The 23126-nt window shown below is 69.4% G+C and carries 22 protein-coding genes; 7 read left to right on the top strand and 15 right to left on the bottom strand.

Annotated features, from left to right (window positions below; genetic code table 11):
• Positions 1-7: 7 nt before the first annotated feature.
• The 6 genes from AC3IF1_RS24805 to AC3IF1_RS24780 are packed head-to-tail and all read right to left on the bottom strand — an operon-like array spanning position 8 to position 4982.
• Positions 8-613 carry a K(+)-transporting ATPase subunit C gene (locus AC3IF1_RS24805; protein WP_489219767.1) on the bottom strand — a complete coding sequence of 202 codons (606 nt, stop codon included), beginning with the start codon at positions 611-613 and terminating at the stop codon, positions 8-10.
• Between the two features lie 22 nt (positions 614-635).
• Positions 636-2726, bottom strand: coding sequence for a potassium-transporting ATPase subunit KdpB (gene kdpB / locus AC3IF1_RS24800; RefSeq protein WP_489219766.1), 2091 nt, complete (start codon positions 2724-2726; stop codon positions 636-638).
• 56 nt (positions 2727-2782) lie between these two features.
• Positions 2783-2974 (bottom strand): hypothetical protein, encoded by a 192-nt coding sequence (locus tag AC3IF1_RS24795; protein ID WP_243966700.1) that lies wholly within the window; start codon positions 2972-2974, stop codon positions 2783-2785.
• 1 nt (position 2975) lies between these two features.
• Positions 2976-4691 (bottom strand): potassium-transporting ATPase subunit KdpA, encoded by a 1716-nt coding sequence (gene kdpA / locus AC3IF1_RS24790; protein ID WP_489219765.1) that lies wholly within the window; start codon positions 4689-4691, stop codon positions 2976-2978.
• Positions 4692-4714: 23 nt separating this feature from the next.
• Positions 4715-4804, bottom strand: coding sequence for a K(+)-transporting ATPase subunit F (locus tag AC3IF1_RS24785; RefSeq protein ID WP_238229089.1), 90 nt, complete (start codon positions 4802-4804; stop codon positions 4715-4717).
• Positions 4805-4814: 10 nt separating this feature from the next.
• Positions 4815-4982: a hypothetical protein gene (locus AC3IF1_RS24780; protein WP_489219764.1), complete on the bottom strand. Its 168-nt coding sequence runs from the start codon at positions 4980-4982 to the stop codon at positions 4815-4817.
• A gap of 114 nt (positions 4983-5096) precedes the next feature.
• Between AC3IF1_RS24780 and AC3IF1_RS24775 the strand changes: the two genes are divergently transcribed.
• Positions 5097-5792 (top strand): VIT1/CCC1 transporter family protein, encoded by a 696-nt coding sequence (locus AC3IF1_RS24775; RefSeq protein ID WP_489219763.1) that lies wholly within the window; start codon positions 5097-5099, stop codon positions 5790-5792.
• Positions 5793-5807: 15 nt separating this feature from the next.
• On the opposite strand, the gene AC3IF1_RS24770 is transcribed toward AC3IF1_RS24775, so the two are convergent.
• Both AC3IF1_RS24770 and AC3IF1_RS24765 read right to left on the bottom strand, forming a co-directional pair.
• Complete coding sequence (locus AC3IF1_RS24770; protein ID WP_489219762.1) at positions 5808-7031, bottom strand: L-dopachrome tautomerase-related protein; 1224 nt, start codon at positions 7029-7031, stop codon at positions 5808-5810.
• A 252-nt stretch (positions 7032-7283) separates the two neighbouring features.
• Entirely contained in the window at positions 7284-11015 is a 3732-nt protein-coding gene (locus tag AC3IF1_RS24765) for a vitamin B12-dependent ribonucleotide reductase (protein ID WP_489219761.1), read from the bottom strand.
• 515 nt (positions 11016-11530) lie between these two features.
• On the opposite strand from AC3IF1_RS24765, the gene AC3IF1_RS24760 reads away from it, so the two are divergent.
• Positions 11531-11947: an NADH:ubiquinone oxidoreductase subunit NDUFA12 gene (locus tag AC3IF1_RS24760; RefSeq protein ID WP_489219760.1), complete on the top strand. Its 417-nt coding sequence runs from the start codon at positions 11531-11533 to the stop codon at positions 11945-11947.
• A 128-nt stretch (positions 11948-12075) separates the two neighbouring features.
• Positions 12076-12732: a DUF2155 domain-containing protein gene (locus tag AC3IF1_RS24755; RefSeq protein ID WP_489219759.1), complete on the top strand. Its 657-nt coding sequence runs from the start codon at positions 12076-12078 to the stop codon at positions 12730-12732.
• A 4-nt stretch (positions 12733-12736) separates the two neighbouring features.
• Here the strand turns inward: AC3IF1_RS24755 and aat are convergent, their stop codons facing one another.
• From aat to AC3IF1_RS24735, 4 genes are all read right to left on the bottom strand, one after another.
• Positions 12737-13420, bottom strand: coding sequence for a leucyl/phenylalanyl-tRNA--protein transferase (aat, locus tag AC3IF1_RS24750; protein ID WP_243966708.1), 684 nt, complete (start codon positions 13418-13420; stop codon positions 12737-12739).
• A 79-nt stretch (positions 13421-13499) separates the two neighbouring features.
• Positions 13500-14852 (bottom strand): acetyl-CoA carboxylase biotin carboxylase subunit, encoded by a 1353-nt coding sequence (accC, locus tag AC3IF1_RS24745; RefSeq protein ID WP_489219758.1) that lies wholly within the window; start codon positions 14850-14852, stop codon positions 13500-13502.
• Between the two features lie 102 nt (positions 14853-14954).
• A complete protein-coding gene (accB, locus tag AC3IF1_RS24740) occupies positions 14955-15419 on the bottom strand; it encodes an acetyl-CoA carboxylase biotin carboxyl carrier protein (protein ID WP_489219757.1) in 465 nt (154 codons plus the stop codon).
• Positions 15420-15558: 139 nt separating this feature from the next.
• Positions 15559-16332: a DsbA family protein gene (locus AC3IF1_RS24735; protein WP_243966712.1), complete on the bottom strand. Its 774-nt coding sequence runs from the start codon at positions 16330-16332 to the stop codon at positions 15559-15561.
• A 210-nt stretch (positions 16333-16542) separates the two neighbouring features.
• Between AC3IF1_RS24735 and AC3IF1_RS24730 the strand changes: the two genes are divergently transcribed.
• A complete protein-coding gene (locus tag AC3IF1_RS24730; RefSeq protein WP_243966713.1) occupies positions 16543-17697 on the top strand; it encodes a pyridoxal phosphate-dependent aminotransferase in 1155 nt (384 codons plus the stop codon).
• Between the two features lie 4 nt (positions 17698-17701).
• Here AC3IF1_RS24730 and gph read toward each other — a convergent pair whose 3' ends face one another.
• Together gph and AC3IF1_RS24720 are read right to left on the bottom strand one after the other, a co-directional pair.
• A complete protein-coding gene (gene gph, locus AC3IF1_RS24725; RefSeq protein WP_489219756.1) occupies positions 17702-18400 on the bottom strand; it encodes a phosphoglycolate phosphatase in 699 nt (232 codons plus the stop codon).
• 230 nt (positions 18401-18630) lie between these two features.
• Complete coding sequence (locus AC3IF1_RS24720; RefSeq protein ID WP_489219755.1) at positions 18631-18831, bottom strand: hypothetical protein; 201 nt, start codon at positions 18829-18831, stop codon at positions 18631-18633.
• 179 nt (positions 18832-19010) lie between these two features.
• Between AC3IF1_RS24720 and AC3IF1_RS24715 the strand changes: the two genes are divergently transcribed.
• From AC3IF1_RS24715 to AC3IF1_RS24705, 3 genes are all read left to right on the top strand, one after another.
• Positions 19011-19253 carry a hypothetical protein gene (locus AC3IF1_RS24715; protein WP_243966716.1) on the top strand — a complete coding sequence of 81 codons (243 nt, stop codon included), beginning with the start codon at positions 19011-19013 and terminating at the stop codon, positions 19251-19253.
• Positions 19254-19281: 28 nt separating this feature from the next.
• Entirely contained in the window at positions 19282-19497 is a 216-nt protein-coding gene (locus tag AC3IF1_RS24710; RefSeq protein WP_243966718.1) for a hypothetical protein, read from the top strand.
• Positions 19498-19582: 85 nt separating this feature from the next.
• Positions 19583-20863, top strand: coding sequence for an O-acetylhomoserine aminocarboxypropyltransferase (locus tag AC3IF1_RS24705; RefSeq protein ID WP_489219754.1), 1281 nt, complete (start codon positions 19583-19585; stop codon positions 20861-20863).
• 208 nt (positions 20864-21071) lie between these two features.
• Here AC3IF1_RS24705 and AC3IF1_RS24700 read toward each other — a convergent pair whose 3' ends face one another.
• Positions 21072-22859 carry an acyl-CoA dehydrogenase C-terminal domain-containing protein gene (locus AC3IF1_RS24700; RefSeq protein ID WP_489219753.1) on the bottom strand — a complete coding sequence of 596 codons (1788 nt, stop codon included), beginning with the start codon at positions 22857-22859 and terminating at the stop codon, positions 21072-21074.
• Positions 22860-23126: the final 267 nt, after the last annotated feature.

Raw genomic sequence — 23126 nt, 5'->3', positions numbered from 1 at the left:
ACGCCGCTCAGCGGCGGACGAGATCCTCGAGGGCGAGGTTCAGCGCCAGGACGTTGACGCGCGGCTCGCCGAGGAGCCCGAGGGTGCGGCCCTCGACGTGGGACGCAACGAGTTCGCGCAGCCTGTCCTCCGGCAGGTTCCGGGCCTTGGCGACGCGGGGAATCTGGAAGTCGGCGGCCTGCGGCGAGATCTCCGGATCGAGGCCGGACCCGCTGGTGGTGACGAGATCGACCGGCACCGGGGCGGCCGCGTTCTCCGCCTTCAGGGTGTCGAGGTCGCCCTTGACCCGCTCGGCCAGCGCGGCACTGGTCGGGCCGAGGTTCGAACCCGAGGAGTTCGCCGCGTTGTAGGGCGCCGGCACCGTCTTCGAGGCGTCGGCCGGGTCGGGTGCTGTCGTGGCCGAGGGCCGCCCGTGGAAATAGCCGGCGCCCGCGAAGGTCTGCCCGATCAGGCGGGAGCCGACGATCGTGCCGTCGCGCTCGATCAGGCTGCCGGCGGCTTTGGCCGGAAAGATGACCCCAGCGAGGCCGGTCATGGCGAGGGGGTAGGCGAGCCCGGTGACCACCGTGAGCGCGGTGAGGAGGACCAGGGCGGGGCGGATCTGTTTGAGCATGGCGGGTCTCCCAGGGACCGGTTCAAGCGAGGCGCAGGGCGGTAACGGCGAGGTCGATGGCCTTGATGCCGATGAAGGGCACGATCACGCCGCCGAGCCCGTAGATCAGGAGGTTGCGGCGCAGGAGCGCGGCCGCGCCCACGGCCCGGTAGGTCACGCCGCGGAGCGCCAGCGGGATCAGGGCCACGATGATCAGCGCGTTGAAGATGATCGCCGACAGGATCGCGCTCTGCGGCGAGGCGAGATGCATGACGTTCAGCGCCTGCAGCTGCGGGTAGAGCGTCAGGAACATCGCCGGGATGATGGCGAAGTACTTGGCCACGTCGTTGGCGATCGAGAAGGTCGTCAGCGCGCCGCGGGTCATCAGCAACTGCTTGCCGATGCCGACGATCTCGATGAGCTTGGTCGGATCGCTGTCGAGGTCGACCATGTTGCCGGCCTCGCGGGCCGCCACCGTGCCGGTGTTCATGGCGACGCCGACATCGGCCTGGGCCAGCGCCGGGGCGTCGTTGGTGCCGTCGCCGCACATGGCGACGAGCTTGCCCTCGGCTTGCTCCTTGCGGATCAGCGCCAGCTTGTCCTCGGGTGTGGCCTGCGCGAGGAAGTCGTCGACGCCGGCTTCCGCCGCGATGGCCGCCGCGGTCATCGGGTTGTCGCCGGTGATCATCACCGTGCGGATGCCCATCCGCCGCAGCTCCGCGAAGCGCTCGCGGATGCCACCCTTCACGATGTCCTTCAGGTAGACGATTCCGAGCAACCGGCCGTCGCGGGCGACGGCCAGGGGCGTGCCGCCGGCCTTGGCGATCGTCTCCGCGATGGCGCGGATCTCGCCGACCACGCGTGATTCCGGATCGGGCTGGAAGGCGAGGGCGGCGTTCGAGCCCCGGCTCGCCATGGGCTGCGTGGCGAGCGAGGCGATCACGGCCTCCACGGCGCCCTTGCGGATCGAGGCCCCGTTGAGATCCACGCCGGACATCCGCGACTGCGCGGTGAACGGCACGAAGGTGGCGTTGAGCCCGGCCATGTCGCGGGCGCGGATGCCATACGTCTCCTTGGCGAGGACCACGATGGAGCGGCCCTCGGGAGTCTCGTCCGCCAGGGAGGCGAGTTGCGCCGCGTCGGCCAGTTCCTGCTCCGAGACCCCGGAGACCGGGCGGAACTCGGTCGCCTGCCGGTTGCCCAGGGTGATCGTGCCGGTCTTGTCGAGGAGCAGCGTGTCCACGTCGCCCGCCGCCTCGACGGCCCGGCCCGACATGGCGAGCACGTTGAAGCGCACCAGCCGGTCCATGCCGGCGATGCCGATGGCCGAGAGCAGGGCACCGATGGTGGTCGGGATCAGGGTGACGAACAGGGCGACCAGCACGATCACCGGAATCGCGCCGCCCGCATAGCTGGCAAAGCTCGGGATCGAGGCCACCGCGAAGACGAACACGAGGGTTAGCCCAGCGAGCAAGATGTTGAGGGCGATCTCGTTCGGGGTCTTCTGCCGGGAGGCACCCTCGACCAGGGCGATCATCCGGTCGACGAAGGTCGAGCCCGCGGCCGCGGTGATGCGGACCTTGATCTGGTCGGAGAGCACCTGCGTGCCGCCGGTCACGGCCGAGCGGTCGCCGCCGGATTCGCGGATCACCGGGGCCGATTCGCCGGTGATGGCGGCCTCGTTCACCGAGGCGACGCCCTCGATCACCTCGCCGTCGGAGGGGATCAGATCGCCGGCCTCGACCAGGACGACGTCGCCGACCTTGAGGGTCGTGCCGGGCACCGTCTCGTAGCCCCCGCCCGGCCCCTTGAGGCGCTTGGCGGTCATCTCGGTGCGGGTGCGCCGCAGGCTGTCGGCCTGGGCCTTGCCGCGGCCCTCGGCGAGCGCCTCGGCGAAGTTGGCGAAGATCAGGGTGAACCACAGCCAGAGGATGATCTGGCCGGAGAAGGCGAGGTCGTTGCCCCCGGTGACGAGGTCGCGGGCGAACAGCACGTTGGTCAGCGCCGCCACGACCTCGACCACGAACATGACCGGGTTGCGGATCATGGCGCGGGGATCGAGCTTCCTGACTGAGCCGAGGAGGGCCGGCCCGACCAGGGCGGCGCTAAACAGGGATGACGTCTGACGAGACATGGATGATGTCCGAAGCGGTGAGGGAGCCCGGCGCGGCGCGCCGGGCGCTGTCTTGGTCAGGGAACGAGGGTGCCGGTGGTCAGCGCGATCGCGGCCAGGAGGGCGAAGCCGCCGAGCAGCACGACGCCGAGGAGCGCCAGCACCAAGTCCGAAGTCCGCACCGGCGGTGCACGCCCGGGCCGCTGCGGTTGCCGGTGCAGCACGAGGTGGTGGCGCGGCATGCGCCGGGACGGGAGGGCACGCGGCATCTCAGCCCCCCGTCGCGAAGGTCTGGCCGGCCGCGCCCGCGAGGTGCTCGACCACGGGGCCGAGCGCCAGGGACGGGAAGAAGGTCAGGCCGCCGATGATCAGGATCACGCCGACGAGGAGACCGACGAACAGGCCGCCATGGGTCGGGAACGTGCCCGCCGAGGCCGGGACCGTCTTCTTGGCGGCGAGCGAGCCCGCGATGGCCAGAACCGGGATCTTCACGAAGAACCGACCCACCAGCATCCCGATGGCCAAGGTGCTGTTGTAGAACAGCGTGTTGGCGGAGAGACCGCCGAAGGCCGAGCCGTTATTGGCCGCCGCCGACGTGTAGGCGTAGAGGATCTCCGAGAAGCCGTGCGGGCCGGCATTGGCCGGGCCGGCGAGCCCGGCGGGCAGCACGGTGGCCAGCGCGGTGAAGCCCAGCATCATCATGGGCAGGCACAGGATGCCGAGCATGGCCATTTTCACCTCCTTGGCCTCGATCTTCTTGCCGAGGTATTCCGGGGTGCGGCCGACCATCAGGCCCGCCACGAAGATCGCCACGATCACGAAGATCAGCATCCCGTAGAGGCCGGCGCCGACGCCGCCGATGATGATCTCGCCGAGCTGCATGTTGATGAGCGGGATCAGGCCGCCCAGCGCCGTGAACGAATCGTGCATGGCGTTGACGGCGCCGCAGGAGGCCGCGGTGGTGATCACCGCGAACAGCGCCGAGGCCGCGATGCCGAAGCGCGTCTCCTTGCCCTCCATGTTGCCGCCGGTGAGACCCAGGCCGTTGAGGACCGAGCTGCCGTTGGCTTCGGCCCAGTAGGTGACCCACACGCCGGCCAGGAACAGCACGCCCATGGCGCCCAGGATCGCCCAGCCCTGGCGCTCGTCGCCGACCATCCGGCCGAAGACGTTGGTGAGCGCGGCGCCGATCACGAAGATCGAGACCATCTGGACGAAGTTGGACAGGGCGGTGGGGTTCTCGAACGGGTGCGCGGCGTTGGCGTTGAAGAACCCGCCGCCGTTGGTGCCGAGCATCTTGATTGCTACTTGGCTGGCCACCGGCCCCAGCGCGATGGTCTGGTGCGCACCCTCCAGCGTCGTCGCATCAGCGTAGGCGCTGAACGTCTGCGGCATGCCCTGCCAGACCAGGAACAGCGTGTAGGGCACGCAGATCGGCAGCAGCACGTAGAGGGTCGCCCGGGTGACATCGACCCAGAACGAGCCGATCGTGCCAGTGGAGGCCCGGGCGAAGCCCCGGATCAGCGCCACCGCCACCGCGATGCCGGTGGCCGCCGACAGGAAGTTCTGGTGCGTCAGCCCGACCATCTGGGACAGGTACGAGAGCGTGGTTTCGCCGCCGTAGGACTGCCAGTTGGTGTTGGTGATGAAGCTGGTCGCGGTGTTGAACGCGAGGTCCGGCGCCACCGCGGCCTGATCGGCCGGGTTGAGCGGCAGGACCGCCTGCAGGCGCAGGATCGCGTAGAGGACGGCGAAGCCCAGCACGTGGAACAGGATGACCGCGCCCGTATAGGCGAGCCAGTGCTGCTCCTGCCGGGCGTCGATGCCCGACACACGGTAGAGCCCGCGCTCGACGGGGCCGAGCACGGGCGAGAGGAGGGTGCGCTCTCCCGTGAAGACGCGGGTCATGTACGACCCGAGGGGCTTCACGAGCGCCAGCACGACCGCGCAGTAGAGCGCGATCTGGATCCAGCCGTTGAGGGTCATGGGAGGAGGTCCACGAGGGCCGCTCAGAACCGCTCGGGGCGGACGAGGGCGTAGGTGAGATAGACGAGGAGCCCGGCCGTCACGAGGGCGCCGAGGGCGAGGTCGAAGGTCATGACGGGCCCCTCAGAGGCGTTCGCAGAGGACGGCGTAGCCCTCGGCGAGGCTGAAGAAGGCGAGCGCCCCGGCGATGAAGACGATGTCGAGCATGGCGATCCGCTCCGGTTCGGCGGACCGGCCGCGGAAGCGCCGCGCCCGGCCTTGGCCAGGCGGGATTGTGGCCGGAAACCGCATTAGGGTTCGAGCGCGAGCGAGGCCCTCCGCATAAGGGCCGTGTTAGGATCGGCTGCCTGTGGCGGTCCGCGCGATCCCGGCCCACATTCCGCTCCTGCAAGGACCTCGACGATCATGCGCCCCGTCCATACCGAGCGTCATCTCATCGACCGGATTGGCTGGCTGCGCGCCGCCGTCCTCGGGGCCAATGACGGCCTCGTCTCCACCGCCAGCCTGATTGTCGGGGTCGCCGCCTCCGCCGCCAATCCCAGCGAGATCCTGGTCGCGGGATCCGCCGGGCTTGTGGCCGGCGCCATGTCCATGGCCGCCGGCGAGTACGTCTCGGTGAGTTCGCAGGCCGATACCGAACGCGCCGACCTCGACCGGGAGCGCGGCGAGCTTGCGGCCGATCCGGCAGCGGAGCGAGAGGAACTCGCCCGAATCTACATCGATCGGGGCCTCGACCCGGCGCTGGCCCGGCAGGTCGCTGATCAGCTCATGGCCAAGGACGCGCTCGGCGCCCATGCCCGTGACGAGCTCGGCATCTCGGAAGTCACGACGGCGCGCCCGGTCCAGGCGGCGCTGACCTCGGCGGCGACCTTCTCGGCCGGCGCGGCCCTGCCGCTGCTGGTGGCGGCGCTCGCCCCCGGAGCGACAGCGGCCTACTGGGTGTCGGCCGCCTCGCTGGTGTTCCTGGCGGTCCTCGGCGCCCTGGGCGCCAAGGCGGGCGGCGCCCCCCTGGTCCGGGCCACGGCCCGCGTGACCTTCTGGGGGGCGCTCGCCATGGCGGTCACCGCGGGGATCGGCAGCCTCGTCGGCAAGGCCGTCTGACGCGGACAGGCCGCGTCAGCGTGCGGTGCCGGCCCCGGTCGATCCGGTGACATCGCCCTGGCTTGGCTTGATCGCCCAGAGTTCCGTCGGAAGGCTGATCGGTGCGCCGGGCTTGTAGTCCGCGGAATCCTGGATGTGCGACGTCGTCACGTAGACCGTGCCGTCCGGCCCCTCGCTGAACGTGTCCGGCCACCGCAGCTGCGGATCCTGGACCAGCGTCGTCAGGCCCGCTCCGGTACGGGAGAGGTCGCGGACCTTCACGGCGTTGTCCTGCGGCGACGTCACATACATCCGGCCGTCCTTGCGGGAGATCATCAGGCCGTCGGCGGGGCCGTTCTCACCGACGGTGACGATCTTGCCGCTCAGCGTCCGGTCGCTGAGCGACTCGGGCACGAAGGACGCGGTCGCCCAGCCGGTGAGCGCATCGGTCGGCAGGCTGTAGAGCGTCTTGCCCTTGATCGCCTGCCAGTAAAGCGTCTTGCCGTCCGGCGAGAGGGCAATGCCGTCCGCCGCGAAGTCGACGCCGCGCCCGTCCGGGCGGCGCAGGGGCTTGCCGTCGTACTGCACGGTCACGCTCGTGTCCGGCATCGTCGAAGCGTGGCCCGAGAGCAGGCGCTTGGCCGATCCGCTGTCGAGATCGACCACGATCAGCGCGCCCTCGGCGCCGGAATCAGTGAGGTAGGCGGTCTTCCCGTCCGGCGCGATGCGCACGTCGTTGATGTAGGACGCCTGTAGCACGGTGCTGCTGTCGAACGGGATGGTCTTCACGACCTGGTTGGTCTTCAGGTCGATCCCGACGAGCTTCGGCCCGTCCTTGATCACGTGGGCCATCGCGGGGGCCGCGGCATCGACCACCCAGAGGCGGTCCTGCTGGTCGGCGACGACGCTCTGCACGCAGACGAAATGGGTCTTCGGATCGACCGTGTCGGCCTTCGCGTTGCGCCAGCTGTTCCACCCGGCATCCGGGAAGGGCACCGGCTTGCCGTCCTTCAACTCGGCCACGGAAACGGGGGCGTCCTCGCTCCAGCGGGGAAAGTTGACGAACATGCGCCCGTCCCGGCTCACGGTGATGCCGGTGACCTGATGCTCGAAGCTCGCGATCTTGGTGAGCGGCGCTTGCCCGGCGGCAGACCCCTGCCCGGGGGTCCGATCCTGGGCCGAAGCGAGCGTCGGCAGACTGGCCGCGCCGGACATGAGCGAGAGGGCAAGTCCGAAACGGATGCCGGCGGAAGACGTCATTGTGCACACTCCTGGGATTCGGCGGGGCAACGCGTCAGCGGGCGCGGGGGTCCCGGGAGCGATTGGCTGTGCCGTCCGTGGCCGCCCCGAGCACCGGGTCGCCACTCCTGATCGGACGTGCCGCCATTCCACCAGGGACTTTGAATCGAGCGGGCGGCTCGTGAGAGCCGCCCGCTTGCCGTCCGATCGAACCAAGTAACGCGTCGAGATTGCTGCCCGTCACTGCGGGCCGCAATCATCCCTTCAAAGGGTCTACGAGCAACCGGTCGTGGACCCGCAGGTGTCGCATTTCAGGCAGGTGCCGTTCCGGACCAGCGTGAAGTTCGCGCATTCCGGACAGGCCTCGCCGACATAGCCCTTCATCTTCGCCTCGGCGCGGCGGTCGGCGACGCTCCGTTCCCCCTTGGCGAAGGGCAGGGTGTCGGCGATCGTCTCGGCCAGGCCCGCGGTAACGGGCTCCGCCTTCAGCGCCGTGCTGCCGCGGATCGCGTGGACCGTGCCGCCGGCCGGCGTCGTCTGGCCGGCGCTCGCCGCCCCGATGCCGAGGCTCGCCCCGGCCGGGCCGCCCTGGATCAGGGTGAGCCGGTCGGCGGAGCCCCGGAGCAGGCCCCGGGAGACGACCGAGGACGCCGGGGCGGGCTTGGGACCCTCGCGGGTCGTGTCGCCGCTCTCGCCGCCGCCGATCACCGTCCCGCCGATCTCGGAGGGGCTGACATGGGCGAGGTCGGCGCGGCCGAGATACGACACCGCCAGCTCCCGGAACACGTAGTCCAGGAGCGAGGTGGCGTTCTTGATCGCGTCGTTGCCCTGCACGAAGCCCGCCGGCTCGAACCGCGTGAAGGTGAAGGCCTCCACGTACTCCTCCAGCGGCACGCCGTACTGGAGCCCGAGCGAGATCGCGATGGCGAAGTTGTTCATCAGGCTTCGGAAGGTGGCACCCTCCTTGTGCATGTCGATGAAGATCTCGCCGAGGCGTCCGTCGTCGTACTCGCCGGTCCGCAGGTAGACCTTGTGCCCGCCGACCACCGCCTTCTGGGTGTAGCCCTTGCGCCGGGTCGGGAGCTTCTCACGGGAACGGATCCGTTCCACCCGCTCGATCACCCGCTCGACGATCTTCTCCGCGACCTGGGCGGCCCGGGCCGCGGCCGGCGCCTGCAGCACGGCCTCCAGGGCGTCGTCGGCCTCATCGTCCTCGTCGACGATCAGGGCCGAGTTCAGCGGCTGCGACAGCTTCGAGCCGTCGCGGTAGAGGGCGTTCGCCTTGAGGGCGAGGCGCCAGGACAGCAGGTAGGCCGCCTTGCAATCCTCCACCGTGGCGTCGTTGGGCATGTTGATGGTCTTGGAGATCGCCCCCGAGATGAAGGGCTGCGCCGCCGCCATCATGTGGATGTGGCTCTCCACCGAGAGGTAGCGCTTGCCGATCCGGCCGCACGGGTTGGCGCAGTCGAACACCGCGTAATGCTCGAGCTTGAGGAAGGGCGCGCCCTCCAGCGTCATCGCCCCGCAGATATGGGTGTTGGCGACTTCGATGTCCTTTTTCGTGAAGCCGAGGAACGGCAGCAGCTCGAAGGTCGGGTCCGCGAGCTTCTCCGCCGGCACGTTCAGGGTCTGGGTGAGGAAGTCGTCGCCCAGCGTCCAGCGGTTGAACACGAACTTGATGTCGAAGGCCGACTTCAGCCCCTTCTCCACCGCGGCGATCTTGTCGTCGGGGAACCCTTTGGCGCGCAGGGTCGTCGGGTTGATCGCCGGCGCCTGGCCCATCGAGCCGTGGCCGACCGCGTAGGCCTCGATCTCGGCGATCTCGGATTCCCGGTAGCCGAGCGCCCGCAGGGCGTCGGGCGCCGCCTGGTTGATGATCTTGAAGTAGCCGCCGCCGGCGAGCTTCTTGAACTTCACCAGGGCGAAGTCGGGCTCGATCCCGGTCGTGTCGCAATCCATCACCAGCCCGATCGTGCCGGTCGGCGCGATCACGGTGGCCTGGGCGTTGCGGTAACCGTGCGCCTCGCCGAGCCTCAGCGCCTTGTCCCAGGCCGCCCGGGCATGGTCGCCCAGATCCGCCTGCGGGATGTTGGCATGGTCGAGGGCGACCGGGGCGACGTTGAGGAACTCGTAGCCCGCGGTCTCGCCGTGGGCGGCCCGGCGGTGGTTGCGGATGACCCGCAGCATCGCATCGGCGTTCTCGTCATAGCCCGGGAAAGTGCCGAGTTCCGCGGCCATCTCGGCCGAGGTGGCGTAGGCGATTCCGGTCATGATCGCGGTGAGCGCGCCGGCCAGCGCCCGGCCCGCGTCGGAATCGTAGGGCAGGCCCATGGTCATCAGCAGGCCGCCGATATTGGCGTAGCCAAGGCCGAGGGTCCGGTAGCGGTAGGACAGCTCCGCGATCTCCTTGGAGGGGAACTGCGCCATCATCACGGAGATCTCGAGCACCACCGTCCAGAGGCGGTTCAGGTGCTCGAAGGCGTCCACGTCGAAGCGCTTGGTCTCCCGATCGTACATCGTCAGAAGGTTCGCCGAGGCGAGATTGCAGGCGGTGTCGTCGAGGAACATGTACTCGGAGCACGGGTTCGAGGCCCGGATCCGGCCGCCCGCCGGACAGGTGTGCCAGTCGTTCATCGTGGTGTTGAAGTGCAGGCCCGGATCCGCCGAGGCCCAGGCGGCCTCGCCGATCCGCTCCCACAGCTCACGGGCCTTCAGGGTCTTGGTGACCTTGCCGGTGGTGCGCGCCGTCAGCCGCCAGTCCGCATCCGCCTCGACGGCGCGCAGGAAGTCGTCGGTCAGCGAGACCGAGTTGTTGGAGTTCTGGCCGGCGACCGTGAGATAGGCCTCCGAATCCCAGTCGGTGTCGTAGACGGGGAAGTCGATTTTGGTGAAGCCCTGCCGGGCGAACTGCACCACGCGCTTGATGTAGGCGTCCGGCACGGAGGCGCGGCGCGCAGCCTTGATCTCGCGCTTGAGGGCCGGGTTACGCTCCGCGTCGAAGCAGGCATCGCCCTCGGCTTCGCACTGGGTGCAGGCCTTCATCACCAAGCTCAAGTGCTTGGAGACGACCTTCGAGCCGGTCACCAGGGCGGCGACCTTCTGCTCCTCCTTGACCTTCCAATCGATGAAGGCCTCGATGTCCGGGTGGTCGATGTCGACGATCACCATCTTGGCGGCGCGTCGGGTGGTGCCGCCGGACTTGATCGCGCCGGCCGCCCGGTCGCCGATCTTGAGGAAGCTCATCAGGCCCGACGACTTGCCGCCGCCGCCGAGTTTCTCGTTCTCGGCCCGGAGATGCGAGAAGTTCGAGCCGGTGCCGGAGCCGTACTTGAACAGGCGCGCCTCCCGCACCCACAGGTCCATGATGCCGCCCTCGTTGACGAGGTCGTCCTGGACCGACTGGATGAAACAGGCGTGCGGCTGCGGGTGCTCGTAGGCCGAGGCCGACTTGGTCAGCGCGCCCGTGTGCGGATCGCAGTAATAGTGCCCCTGGCTCGGGCCATCGATGCCGTAGGCCCAGTGCAGGCCGGTGTTGAACCATTGCGGCGAGTTCGGCGCCACCATCTGCCGGGCGAGCATGAAGCGCAGCTCGTCCAGGAAGGCCGAGGCGTCCTGTTCGGACGAGAAGTATCCACCCTTCCAGCCCCAGTAGGTCCAGCAGCCGGCGAGCCGGTCGAACACCTGGGTGGCGGAGGATTCGGAGACGAAACGCTCCTCCTCGGGGAGCGCGGCGAGCGCCGCCTCGTCCGGTACCGACCGCCAGAGGAAGGACGGGACCGCGTTCTCCTCGATGCGGCGGAGCCGGGCTGGGATACCGGCCTTGCGGAAGTATTTCTGCGCGAGCACGTCGCTCGCCACCTGGCTCCAGCTCTCGGGCACGTCGATGCCGTCCAGACGGAACACCACCGATCCATCCGGATTGCGGATCTCGCTCAGCGCCTTCCGGAACGGGATACCGGCATAGGGCGATTGCCCGGCCGTGGTGTAGCGACGCTCGAACCGCATGAAACACACCTCTTCGACGGGACACGACGGTCCCGGCCCCGCTGGAGGCGGGGATGTTGGCCCGATGATGGGGGCGAATCCGGCCGTATCCCTGGAACGGGCGGCAGTCGGATCCGCAAACGTGAATTAAGGTTGGTCGAACCTGCCGAATAACACCACAAGGGCGGCGCGACCGATGAAGGGACCTTACCGCCGTCCGCGTTCTCACGTCAACAAGTGGTGTGTGAGGCGTCGGTTCCCCGCTAGATGTTGTGCCGGCTCCCAAAAACCTGTGGATATCTGGGCGGGACTCGATAAGTGTCCTTCCGGTATTCTGGAATCGCGTCGGGAAAATTTTTGCTCCACACCCAGAAGTGGAGACAGTTTATCGCAGATCGCGAAGCACCCGGGTATCGCCGGGGTCGGGCGTGGCCGCGCGGCGACAGTTGGACCATGTGGCTGGACTCGTGCGCGCACGACCACCATAACGGCCCCGGAAAGCGTCCTGGCGGCGCGGCACGATTCCGGGACCGACGATGGCGCTGAAGGACACTTTGCTGCGCGTCTTCACGTGGTGGAACGGCCAGACCGTCTCCCTGGCGCTCCAGACCGCACGGACCGGCATCTTCGTCGGCGAGGACGATTTTGGGAACAAGTACTACAAGGCGGAAGGGGCGCTGATCGACCGCTCGGTCGGCTCCGAGCGACGCTGGGTGGTCTACAACGGCTACGCCGACGCTTCGAAGGTGCCGCCCGGCTGGCGCGGCTGGCTGTGCCACAACGTCGACCTCGCGCCGAGCGAGGAGGACTACACGCCCCACGCCTGGCAGAAGCCGCATCTGGAGAACCAGACCGGGACGCCGAACGCCTACCGGCCGCAGGGCTCGCAGCTATCCTGGGGGCAGCGGCCCGCCGCGACCGGCGATTACGTGTCCTGGACGCCGGGCGAGTAGCGCGGCCGACCCCGGCTTCGGGGCGCCCTTTTGCCGCCACCGTTCCGGTGTTCAAGGCGAACCCATCCCGACCGCCCGCCGCGCAGTCCGACGGCGCGGACGGCCACCCTCGTTCCGGGGTTCGAGCCTTGAGCCGCATCACAGCCCTCGCACGCCGCGCGCTCGTCCCGAGCTTGGCGCTCGCCCTATGGGCCGGCCCGGCCGCGGCCGACAAGATCAAGAACCCGACCGCCGTCTTCTCCGGCCTCGACAAGATCACCGGCCGGATCGTGTCCTTCGAGGTCGCGGTGGATGAGACGGTGCAGTTCGGCGCGCTGCAGCTTACCCCGCGGGTCTGCTACACGCGGCCCCCGACCGAGAGCGCCAAGACCACGGCCTTCCTCGAAGTCGACGAGGTCACCCTCGACAACAAGTATCGCCGGATCTTCACCGGGTGGATGTTCGCGTCGAGCCCCGGCCTGCACGCGATCGAGCATCCGATCTACGACGTCTGGCTGGTCGACTGCAAAGGCGGCAGCGACGTGATCGCCGAAGCGAAGGAGCAGGAGGACATCCCCGCCGTCGCGGCCAAGCCCGAGAAGACTAGGCGCGCCAACAAGGACGCGACCAAGACCGCGCAGCAGATCAACGCCGCCGGCCAGGTGGATGTCGAGGCTCCGCGCGGCGTGCCGGTCCAGCCGCGCCAGAAGCCCTCGCGCAAGTTCTTCCCGTCGAACGAGGGCCCGGCACCGGCGCCTGCGCCCCCGCCGCAGCCGCAGAACCTGTTCGACGCGCTGTTCCGCTGAGGCGCTAAGCCCCGTCGTCGGCGCCTAAAGCTTCCAGCACCCGGGCGCCCGGCACCGAGCCGTCGCCGGGCCAGACATGCCAGTCGGCCACGTGGTCGAGGGCATCGGCAAGGCGCCGCTTGTAGACGTGGCGCGGCAGTTCCTCCGCGCCGAACTGCGTGAGGTGCTCCGTCACAAACTGCGTGTCGGCCAACCGGTACCGCCCGGCGCGCAGGCGTCCCATCAGGTGGACCAGGGCGACCTTCGAGGCGTCGCGGACCTCGTGGAACATGCTCTCGCCGAAGAACGCCGCCCCGAGGGAGACGCCGTAGAGGCCGCCCACGAGCCGCCGGTCGTCGCCCGCATAGACCTCCACCGTGTGGACGTGCCCGAGGTCGTAGAGCGCGCCGTAGAGTTCGCGGATGCGGCCGTTGATCCAGGTGCGCTCGCTGTCCCGGCGGGGCGCGGCGCAGCCGTCGATCACGCCGTCGAAATCCGTATCGCACCGGACCTCGAACTGGTCGGACCGCACCGTCCGGGCGAGGCGCCGGGGCACGCGGAACGCGTCGAGGGGCAGGACGCCGCGCGCCTTGGGCTCGACCCAGTAGAGGGTCGGGTCCTGCGCGTCCTCGGCCATCGGGAAGATGCCCGCCGCGTAGGCCTTCAGCAGGATCTCGGGGGTGATGTCCACGCGGGTGGGGTCGTGCATGGGGTGAGTGTCGCGCGGAGCCGGCCCGAAGACCAGAGGGCTCACGCGGCCTTCACGCCGCGGGGGAGGCCGCTCGGGGTCAGGCTTTCATGCCGCCATCGGCGAGGAAATGCTCCAGCCAGTGGATGTCGTAGAGGCCGTTCTGCACGTCCGCATTGCGGACGAGGGTGCGGAACAGCGGCAGCGTCGTGTCGATGCCGTCGATCACGAACTCGTCCAGTGCCCGGCGCAGGCGCATCAGGCACTCGTTGCGGGTGCGGCCGTGGACGATCAGCTTGCCGATCAGGGAATCGTAGTGCGGCGGGATCCGGTAGCCCTGGAAGGCAGCCGAATCGACGCGGACACCGAGGCCGCCGGGCGTGTGGTAGTGGGTGATCTCGCCCGGGGAGGGGCGGAAGGTCTCCGGGTGCTCGGCGTTGATCCGGCACTCGATGGCATGGCCCTCGACCTTGATGTCCGACTGCGACACCGAGAGGGCACCGCCCGAGGCCACCTGGATCTGCTCGATCACGAGGTCGATGCCGGTGATCATCTCGGTGACCGGGTGCTCGACCTGGATCCGGGTGTTCATCTCGATGAAGTAGAACCGCCCGTCCTCGTACAGGAACTCGACGGTGCCGGCGCCGAGATAGCCGAGTTCCTTCATGGCGTTGGCGCAGATGCCGCCGATCTCGGCGCGCATCGATTCGTTGAGCGCGGGCGAGCCGCCTTCCTCCCAGACCTTCTGGTGGCGGCGCTGGAGCGAGCAATCGCGCTCGGCCAGGTGCACCGCGCCGCCGCGCCCGTCGCCCAGAACCTGCACCTCGATGTGGCGGGGCTTCTCCAGATACTTCTCGAGATAGACCGCGTCGTCGCCGAAGGCGGCCTTGGACTCGGACTTGGCCATGCCGATCGCCTGTTCCAGCTCGGCCTCGGTGCGCGCGACCTTCATGCCGCGGCCGCCGCCGCCCGCCGCAGCCTTGACCAGGACGGGGTAGCCGATCTCGGCGGCCACGCGCTTGGCGTCTGTCGGGTCGTCGACGCCGCCGTCCGAGCCCGGCACGCAGGGGATCCCGAGCTTGAGCGCCGTGCGCTTCGCCTCGATCTTGTCGCCCATGGTGCGGATGTGCTGCGCCTTGGGGCCGATGAAACCGATCTGGTGGTGGGCCAGCACCTCGGCGAAGCGGGCATTCTCCGACAGGAAGCCGTAGCCCGGATGGACCGCATCCGCCCCAGTGATCTCGCAGGCCGCGATGATGGAGGGGATGTTCAGGTAGCTGTCGCGCGCCGCCGGCGGTCCGATGCAGACGCTCTCGTCGGCGAGCCGCACGTGCATGGCATCGGCGTCGGCGGTGGAGTGGACCGCCACGGTGGCGATCCCGAGCTCCTTCGCCGCCCGCAGGATGCGCAGGGCGATCTCGCCGCGGTTCGCGATCAGGATCTTGTCGAACATCGGATCCGTTAGGGCGTCCGCGCGGTCTGGAGCGCGCAGGAGGCTCTATCCTCTTGTTATGCGGCGGCGTCCAGGCGCGGCGCGACCGCCCGGGCGGACATCCTAGCTGATGACGAGCAGAGCCTCGCCGAACTCCACCGGCTGCCCGTCCTCCACGAAGATGGCACTCACCGTACCGGCGCGGGGCGCTACGATCTCGTTGAAGGTCTTCATCGCCTCGATGAGCAGCAGCTTGTCGCCGACCTCGACCCGCGCGCCGACATCCACGAAGGACTTGGCGTCCGGCGAGGGCCGGAGATACGCGGTCCCGACCATGGGGGAGGGGACGGTGCCCGGCTGCGTCCGCGTCGGCTCCGCCGGGGCGGCGGCCGGAGCCACCGCAACCGGCGGCGCGAGGGCCGCCACGGGCGCCGGTGCCGCGACCTGGAGGCTCGCGGGTTCGAGCCGGCGCACCACGCGGATGCGCAGGTCGCCCTTCTCGACCTCGATCTCGGACAGGCCGGTCTCGGTTACGAGGTTGGCGAGCTCGCGGACAAGCTCGGGATCGATGGCATCGTTCTTTGACATCCGGCCTACTTCGTATCGCGGCGCGTCGGTTCGGCCGTGCGAGTCGGCGCCGGACCACGGCCCTGCGGCTGGCGGCTCTTAGACGAAGGCGCCCCGGCGCGACAAGGCCGCGCGGGTCACGCCTCCTCCGCCCGGCGGCTCAGCAGGCGGCGTGACCGCATTGACGCACGTCGGCAATGGTCTTGCGCATCGGATCGACGCCGACCGCGCCGGGGATGACCTCGTCGCCGATGATGAAGGCCGGCGTGCCTGACAGGCCGAGCCGGTCGCCGAGGCCGCGGTTCTCGCTGAGCGCCGCCTTCACCTCGGGGGAGGCCATGTCCTTCTGAAGCTTGGTCGTATCGACGCCGAGATCCTTGGCGACCTGGATCGCCCGGGCGCCGTTCACCCGGCCCTTCGTCTCCAAGAGCTTCTGGTGAAACTCGAACAGCTTGTCGCCCTTGAGCTGCTGGCGCACCGCGATGGCGACCTGGCTGGCCTCCAGGGATTCCGGGCCGAGGACCGGGAAGTCCTTGATCACCACCCGGAGCTTCGGATCGGACTTGATCAGCGCCTGGACGTCGCCCAGCGCCTTGCGGCAGTAGCCGCAATTGTAATCGAAGAACTCGACCATCGTGACGTCGCCCGAGGGGTTGCCGGCGACCACGTCGTGCGGGCCGTTGTTTAGCGCTTCGCGGGCATCCTTCAGGGCGGAGGCCTGGGCGAGACGCTGCGTCTCCGCCTGCTGCTTCTCGGCCTCCGCCAGGGCCTCCTGGAGCACCTCGGGGTGCTTGATCAGGTAATCCTTGACGATGACCTCGATGCCGGCGCGCTGCGCGTCCGTGAAGGGCGCGGCGGGCGTCTGGGCGAGCGCCGGAGCGGCGACGAGGCCGAGCGCCAGGATCAGCGCGGGCAGGGGGCGGATGAACGGCATGGATCCTCGCTTGCGGGGCAAGCCGGCCCGCGCTGGGCGCGAGCGGTAGGGGACGGGTTTGGCGTTTTCGCGGCACCGGGTCAATCGCGCCGCCGTCCCGCGAATCAGCCCCAGGCCGATAAGCGATCGGGCTCGGGCGGTTGAGGCGGTGGCGGCGGCGCTCTACCCTGCCGGTCCCGGCCGGCCGCTTCCGGTTCCGAGAAGGACCGCATGACCCCGATCTCCCGACGGGCCGCCGCCGTGCGGCCGTTCCTCGCCATGGACGTCATGGCCGCCGCCGCCGCCAAGGCCCGCGACGGCGCCGACGTGGTCCGGATGGAGGTCGGCCAGCCCTCGGCGCCGGCCCCCCGCGCGGCGATCGCGGCCGCGCAGGAGGCGCTCGCGACCGGGCGCGTGCCCTATACGGAGGCCCTGGGCCTGCCCGCCCTGCGCGCGCGCATCGCCCGGGACTACCGGGAGCGACACGGTGTCCCGGTCGGCCCGGAGCGGGTGGTGATCACTACCGGATCCTCGGCGGGCTTCGTCCTGGCGTTCATGAGCCTGTTCGATGCCGGAGCCCGGGTCGCGGTGCCGCAGCCCGGCTACCCGGCCTATCGCAGTATCCTCGCCGCCCTCGACCTCGTGCCCGCTCCGATGGTCCTGCGCGCCGAGGACCGCTTCGCTCCGACCGCGGCGCTCTTGCGCGAGACCCACGCCCGGGACCCCGTGGCCGGCGCCCTGGTGATGAGCCCGGCCAACCCTTCGGGCACCGTGATCACGGAGGCCGCCCTGCAGGATGTCTGCGCCGCGGCGCGGAGCCTCGGGCTGCCGCTGATCTCGGACGAGATCTATCACGGGCTCAGCTACGGGCCGGCCACCGTCACGGCCCTGCGCTTCGACCCCGACGCGGTGGTGATCAACTCGTTCTCCAAATACCATTGCATGACCGGCTGGCGCGTGGGCTGGATGGTGGTGCCGGAGGCGCTGGTCCGCCCGATCGAGCGTCTGGCGCAGAACCTCTACATCTCGGCCCCGTACCTGTCGCAGGTCGGGGCGCTGGCCGCCCTCGACGCGGCGGAGGAACTCGACGCCGTGCGCGACGGCTACGCCCGCAACCGCGCCATCCTGCTCGACGCGTTCCCCGGCCTCGGCCTCGGGCACATCCATCCGGCCGACGGGGCCTTCTACCTCTACGCCGATGTCGGCAACCTCACCGACAACGCCGCGGATTTCTGCCGGCGGATGCTCGATGAGGCGCATGTGGCGGCGACCCCGGGCCTGGATTTCGACCCCGACCAGGGCGGCCACCACGTCCGGTTCTCCTTCGCGGGCGCCGAGGCGGAGTGCCATGCGGCGGTATCCCGGCTGCGCCGCTGGCTCGGCTGAGCGCTCAGGCGGCTCTAGTCGGGACCAGGGCGCGGACGGCTGCGGGCAGCTCCGCGAAATGCCCGATCACCCGGTCGGGGCCCAGCTCGGTCACCGGCCGGTCGGTGTAGCCGAAGGTCACGGCGACCACCGGGATGCCGGCGGCCTTGGCGGTGTCGATGTCGGTCCGGGAATCGCCGACCATCACCGCGCGTGCCGGATCGCCGCCGGCCCGTTCGATCGTACCGGTGAGGTGGCGCGGATCCGGCTTGGATTGCGGGAAGGTGTCGCGGCCGCAGATCGCCGCGAAGCGGTGGCCGATCCCGAGCAGCCGCAGCAGCTCGACGGACTGGTCCTCGTACTTGTTGGTACAGACCGCAAGGCGGAACCCTTCCGCCTCCAGCGCGTCGAGCGCTTCGGCCACCCCCGGGAACAGGTGCGACGTGTCGGCGAGATGCGCGCCATAATGGGCGATGAAGGCGTCGAACAGCCGGTCGTGGTCCTCCGGCGCGAGCGCGCGTCCCTCCGCCTCGAAGCCCCGCCGGATCAGCGCCTTGGCACCGGCGCCGATCAACCCGCGGGCCTGCGACAGGGGCAGTTCCGGCAGGCCCTCGCGCGCCATCAGCACATTGAGCGTGGCGATGAGGTCTCCGGCGGTCTCGGCCAGGGTTCCGTCGAGGTCGAACACGGCGATGGGCGGTCGGGTCGTCGAGGCGGCGGACATTGTTTCAGAAGGCTCCTGCTGGCTTCCGGCCTCGCTAGCGGATCGGTGTGAAAACCGGAACCCGCGGGGCACGACGCCGGTGTCGGTCCGGGGGCGGCTTCAGGGCCGCGCCGTCCTGGCGTGGCGCCGCGACGATACGATCGCCTGAACGGCCCCGGCTAGGCCCTGGTCCCGGGTCGCGGGGAGGGCGCCTTGGACGGTCACGCAAGCGTGCGGGAACAGGCGTGGCCCTAAACACCCGCGGCAGCGCTGAAATGCTCGCGTTTCCAGCACTCGCCCGAGATGCGCGCGCCGTTGGACGTCGCGAAGGCGTAGGGTGAGGCTTCCAGCACGGCTCCGCCGCGGGCGCGGATGATCCAACGGTAGCAGCGGGACTCGTCCGCGCAGGGGACGATCTCGACCAGATGGGTGCGTACGGAATGCATCGACATGGCCCGTTAACGCGCGGGCGAGCGCTTCCGCCTCAACGTCCCTGCGCGCACGGTTACCGAGACCCGCGTCCCGCCGCCTGCGCGCGGCCCAACGCCCTGTCGCCGGAACGCGCGATGCCGTAATCCGTTCGGGCGGTGGGACTATCGGCCGGCGCCGAGATGGAGAGCAAGGACGCAGTATGGCGATCAAGGCCCTGAACGACCGGAAGAAGCTGTCGAACGACTTCAACGAAGCCAACGACGCCTTCATCGACGAGGTGCTGAACGCCCTTCAATCCGGGAAAATCCCCTTGGATCTGGCCCGCGCCTATCTCGCGCATCCCGTCGCGATGATGCACACGGACGGGGCCCAGGCCGTGGCTGACTATTTCGAGCGCATTCTGGCGCAGCGGCCGAACATCGACTGGATGCCCGGGGATTGACCGGCACCGGTCCGGAAAGGAAGTGCGGATGACCGCCGACGAGATCCAGGACCTCAACCGCGCCCGCGCCGCGCTCGCGCGGCAGCGGAACGCCATCGCCCGGCGGATCGGCGGCCTCGAAGTGGCGCCGATCTCCATGTCCGAGGACTTGACCCGGACGCTCGTGGCGATCGAGGCCGTGGACCGGGCCCTGGTCGAGGCCGGCCAGCCGCATGTCGACATCGGTTCGGCATCGGACATGTAGGCGCGTCCGGACCGCGGCGGCGCCGTCGCTTGCGCCAGGTTCACGGGCGGGCGTACAGGCTCGCGTGCTCCGAGGAGACCCGACGATGACCGACCGCCTGCCCGGCTTCAACACCCTGGCGATCCACGCGGGCGCCGCCCCCGACGCGGCCACGGGTGCGCGGGCCACGCCGATCTACCAGACCACGAGCTTCGTGTTCGACGATGTCGACCACGCCGCCTCGCTGTTCGGGCTCCAGGCCTTCGGCAACATCTACACGCGGATCACGAACCCGACCAACGCGGTCTTGGAGGAGCGCATCGCCGCCCTCGAAGGCGGTACGGCGGCCCTGGCCGTCGCCTCCGGCCATGCCGCCGAGTTTCTGACCCTGCACGCGCTGATGCAGCCGGGTGACGAGTTCGTGGCCTCGAACAAGCTCTATGGCGGCTCGATCAACCAGTTCAGCCATTCCTACAAGAACTTCGGCTGGACGGTGGTCTGGGCCGACAACGACGATCCCGCCTCCTTCGAGGCGGCGATCACGCCGCGGACCAAGGCGATTTTTTGTGAATCCATCGCCAATCCGGGCGGGGTCATCACCGACCTCGTGGCCTTGTCGCAGGTGGCCAAAAAACACAACATCCCGCTCATCGTCGACAACACCATGGCGACGCCGTACCTGATCCGGCCGTTCGAGCACGGGGCCGACATCGTCGTGCACTCGGCCACAAAATTCCTCGGCGGCCACGGCAACTCGATCGGCGGCCTGATCGTGGACGGCGGCTCGTTCCAATGGGCGGGGGACGCGCGCTACCCGATGATGAGCCAGCCGCGGCCGGAATATTCCGGCATGGTGCTCGCCGAGACCTTCGGCAATTTTGGTTTCGCCATCGCCTGCCGGGTGCTGGGCCTGCGCGACCTGGGCCCAGCCCTGTCGCCGTTCAACGCCTTCCTGATCCTCACCGGCATCGAGACCCTGCCGCTGCGGATGCAGCGCCATTCCGACAACGCCCTGGTGGTCGCCAGGCACCTGTCGCAGCACCCTGCGGTGTCCTGGGTGAGCTATCCGGGCCTGGAGACCGACCGGTACCATGCGCTCGCGCAGCGCTACACGCCGAACGGGGCCGGCGCAGTCTTCACCTTCGGGTTGAAGGGCGGCTACGAGGCCGGGGTCAAGCTCGTCTCGAACCTGCAGCTGTTCTCGCACCTCGCCAATATCGGCGATACCCGCTCGCTGATCATCCACCCGGCCTCGACCACGCACCGCCAGCTCACCGACGCGCAGAAAACTGCCGCCGGCGCCGGGCCGGAGGTGGTGCGGCTGTCGATCGGCCTGGAGGATCCGGCCGACCTGATCGACGATCTGGATACGGCGCTCGGGGCCTGAGCGCGGTGCGGTACCCACGCGGCACAGCATAGGGTTCTCGACCCTGCGCTGAGGGCTGACCCAACCAACACCCCTCATCCTGAGGCGCCAGAGCGCAGCGCAGGACTCGAAAGAGGGCTCCGGGGATCGCGCCGACCCCAAGGGGCTCCTTCGAGGGTGCTTCGCACCCCCTCAGGATGACGGCGCGGGTGAGATGGCCGGCCAGCGCTCAGAACGCCTCCGCCTCCAGCGCCATGGTGCTCTCCGCCCCCGCCTTGATCCGCGCGAGCCGCAAGCCCGTCTCCGGCAGCATCCGCTCCATGAAGAACCGGCCGCCGGTCAGCTTGGACTCCCAGCGCGGGGCGGGCGCCTCGGCGTTCCGGGCCAGCGCGGCCTTGGCGATCCGCGCCCACATGTAGCCGAGCGCCACCAGACCGAAGAGATGCATGAAGTCGGTGGCGCCGGCGCCGGCATTGTCAGGCTTCGAGAAGGCGTTCTGCATCAGCCACATGACGGCGCCCTGGAGGTCGTTCACCCCGGCGTGGAGCGGCTTGACGAAGGCGGCCATCGCCGGATCCTCGCCGTGGTCCTTCAGGAAGGTCTGGACCTCGCCCAGGAACGTCATCATCGCCCGGCCGCCGTCCTTCGGGAGCTTGCGGCCGATCAGGTCCATGGCCTGGATGCCGTTGGCGCCCTCGTAGATCATGGCGATGCGAGCATCGCGCACGAATTGCGACATGCCCCATTCCTCGATGTAGCCGTGGCCGCCCAGCAGCTGCTGCGCCTCGACCGCGTTGGCGAAGCCGCGGTCGGTGAAGACCCCCTTCACCACCGGCGTCATCAGCCCGAGGTAATCGTCGGCCGCCTGACGCTCCTTGGCGTCCTCGGAGCGGTGTAGGATGTCGGCCTGGAGCGCGGTCCACAGCATCAGGGCGCGGGCCGCCTCGTTGAAGGCGCGGATCTGCAACAGCGTGCGCCGCACGTCCGGATGCACGATGATCGGGTCGGCGGCCTTCTCGGGCGCCTTCGCGCCGGTGAGCGCCCGGCCCTGGAGGCGGTCCTTCGCGTAGGCGGCGGCGTTCTGGTAGGCGACCTCGGACTGGCCGAGCCCCTGGACGCCCACCGCGAGGCGCGCCTCGTTCATCATCACGAACATGGCGTTGAGGCCGCGATTCTCCTGGCCGACCAGCCAGCCCGTCGCGCCGTCGTAGTTCATCACGCAGGTGGCGTTCCCGTGGATGCCCATCTTGTGCTCCAGGGAACCGCAGGAGACGCCGTTGCGGCTGCCGAGCGAGCCGTCCGGATTCACCAGGAACTTCGGCACCACGAACAGCGAGATGCCCTTGGTGCCGGCGGGCGCGCCCTCGATCCGGGCGATGACCAGGTGGACGATGTTCTCGGCAAGGTCGTGCTCGCCGGCCGAGATGAAGATCTTGGTGCCGGTCAGGCTGTAGGAGCCGTCGCCGTTGGGCACGGCCTTGGTCTTCAGGAGCCCGAGATCCGTGCCGCAATGCGGCTCGGTCAGGTTCATGGTGCCGGTCCAGGCGCCCTCGACCATCCTGGGCAGATAGAGCGCCTTCTGCGCCTCCGTGCCGTGGACCAGCAGCGCAGCCATCGCGCCCTGTGTCAGGCCCGGATACATCCCGAAGGCGAGATTCGCCCCCGAGGCGAATTCCTGAATGGCGGTGTTGAGGGTGTGCGGCAGGCCCTGGCCGCCGTAGGCCTCGGGGACCGAGAGGCCCATCCAGCCGCCGCTGGCATAGGTGTCGTAGGCGCCTTTGAAGCCGGTGGGCGTGCGCACGGTGCCGTCCGCCTCCCGGCGGCAGCCCTCGAGGTCCCCCGTCCGGTTGAGCGGCGCCAGCACTGCCTCGGCGAGCTTCGCGCCCTCGCGCAGCACCGCCTCGACCACGTCGGGCGACGCGTCGGCGAAGCCCGCCAGGTTGTCCCGGGCATGGAAGCCCAACACGTCTGAGAGCAGGAACAGCGTGTCGTCGACCGGTGCGCGATACTGCGGCATCTCTGGCTTCCCCCGTCTGCGCGGACCTCTCGGTTCGATCCGCTGTGCGCGCCGCATGTAACGACGCGGCCGGGCCCGGGGCAACGGCGCCGCCTCCGCCCGCGGTGACACGCGGCGGAGCCTGCGGCGCCCTGTCTGCCAAGACGATTACCGGGTCAGTAGGCCCTTAACCTCGTGTTTACCAAGAATGTTAATGGTCAGGCTCGAACGATCCGAGGCGGACTCCGCGGATACCCATTTGGGGACGCGGCCACCGTGCACAGGATT

The sequence above is a fragment of the Methylobacterium sp. E-012 genome, from assembly GCF_057836545.1.
The sequence above is the reverse complement of the archived record's forward strand: the minus strand, read 5'-3'. Positions and strand labels throughout refer to the sequence as shown.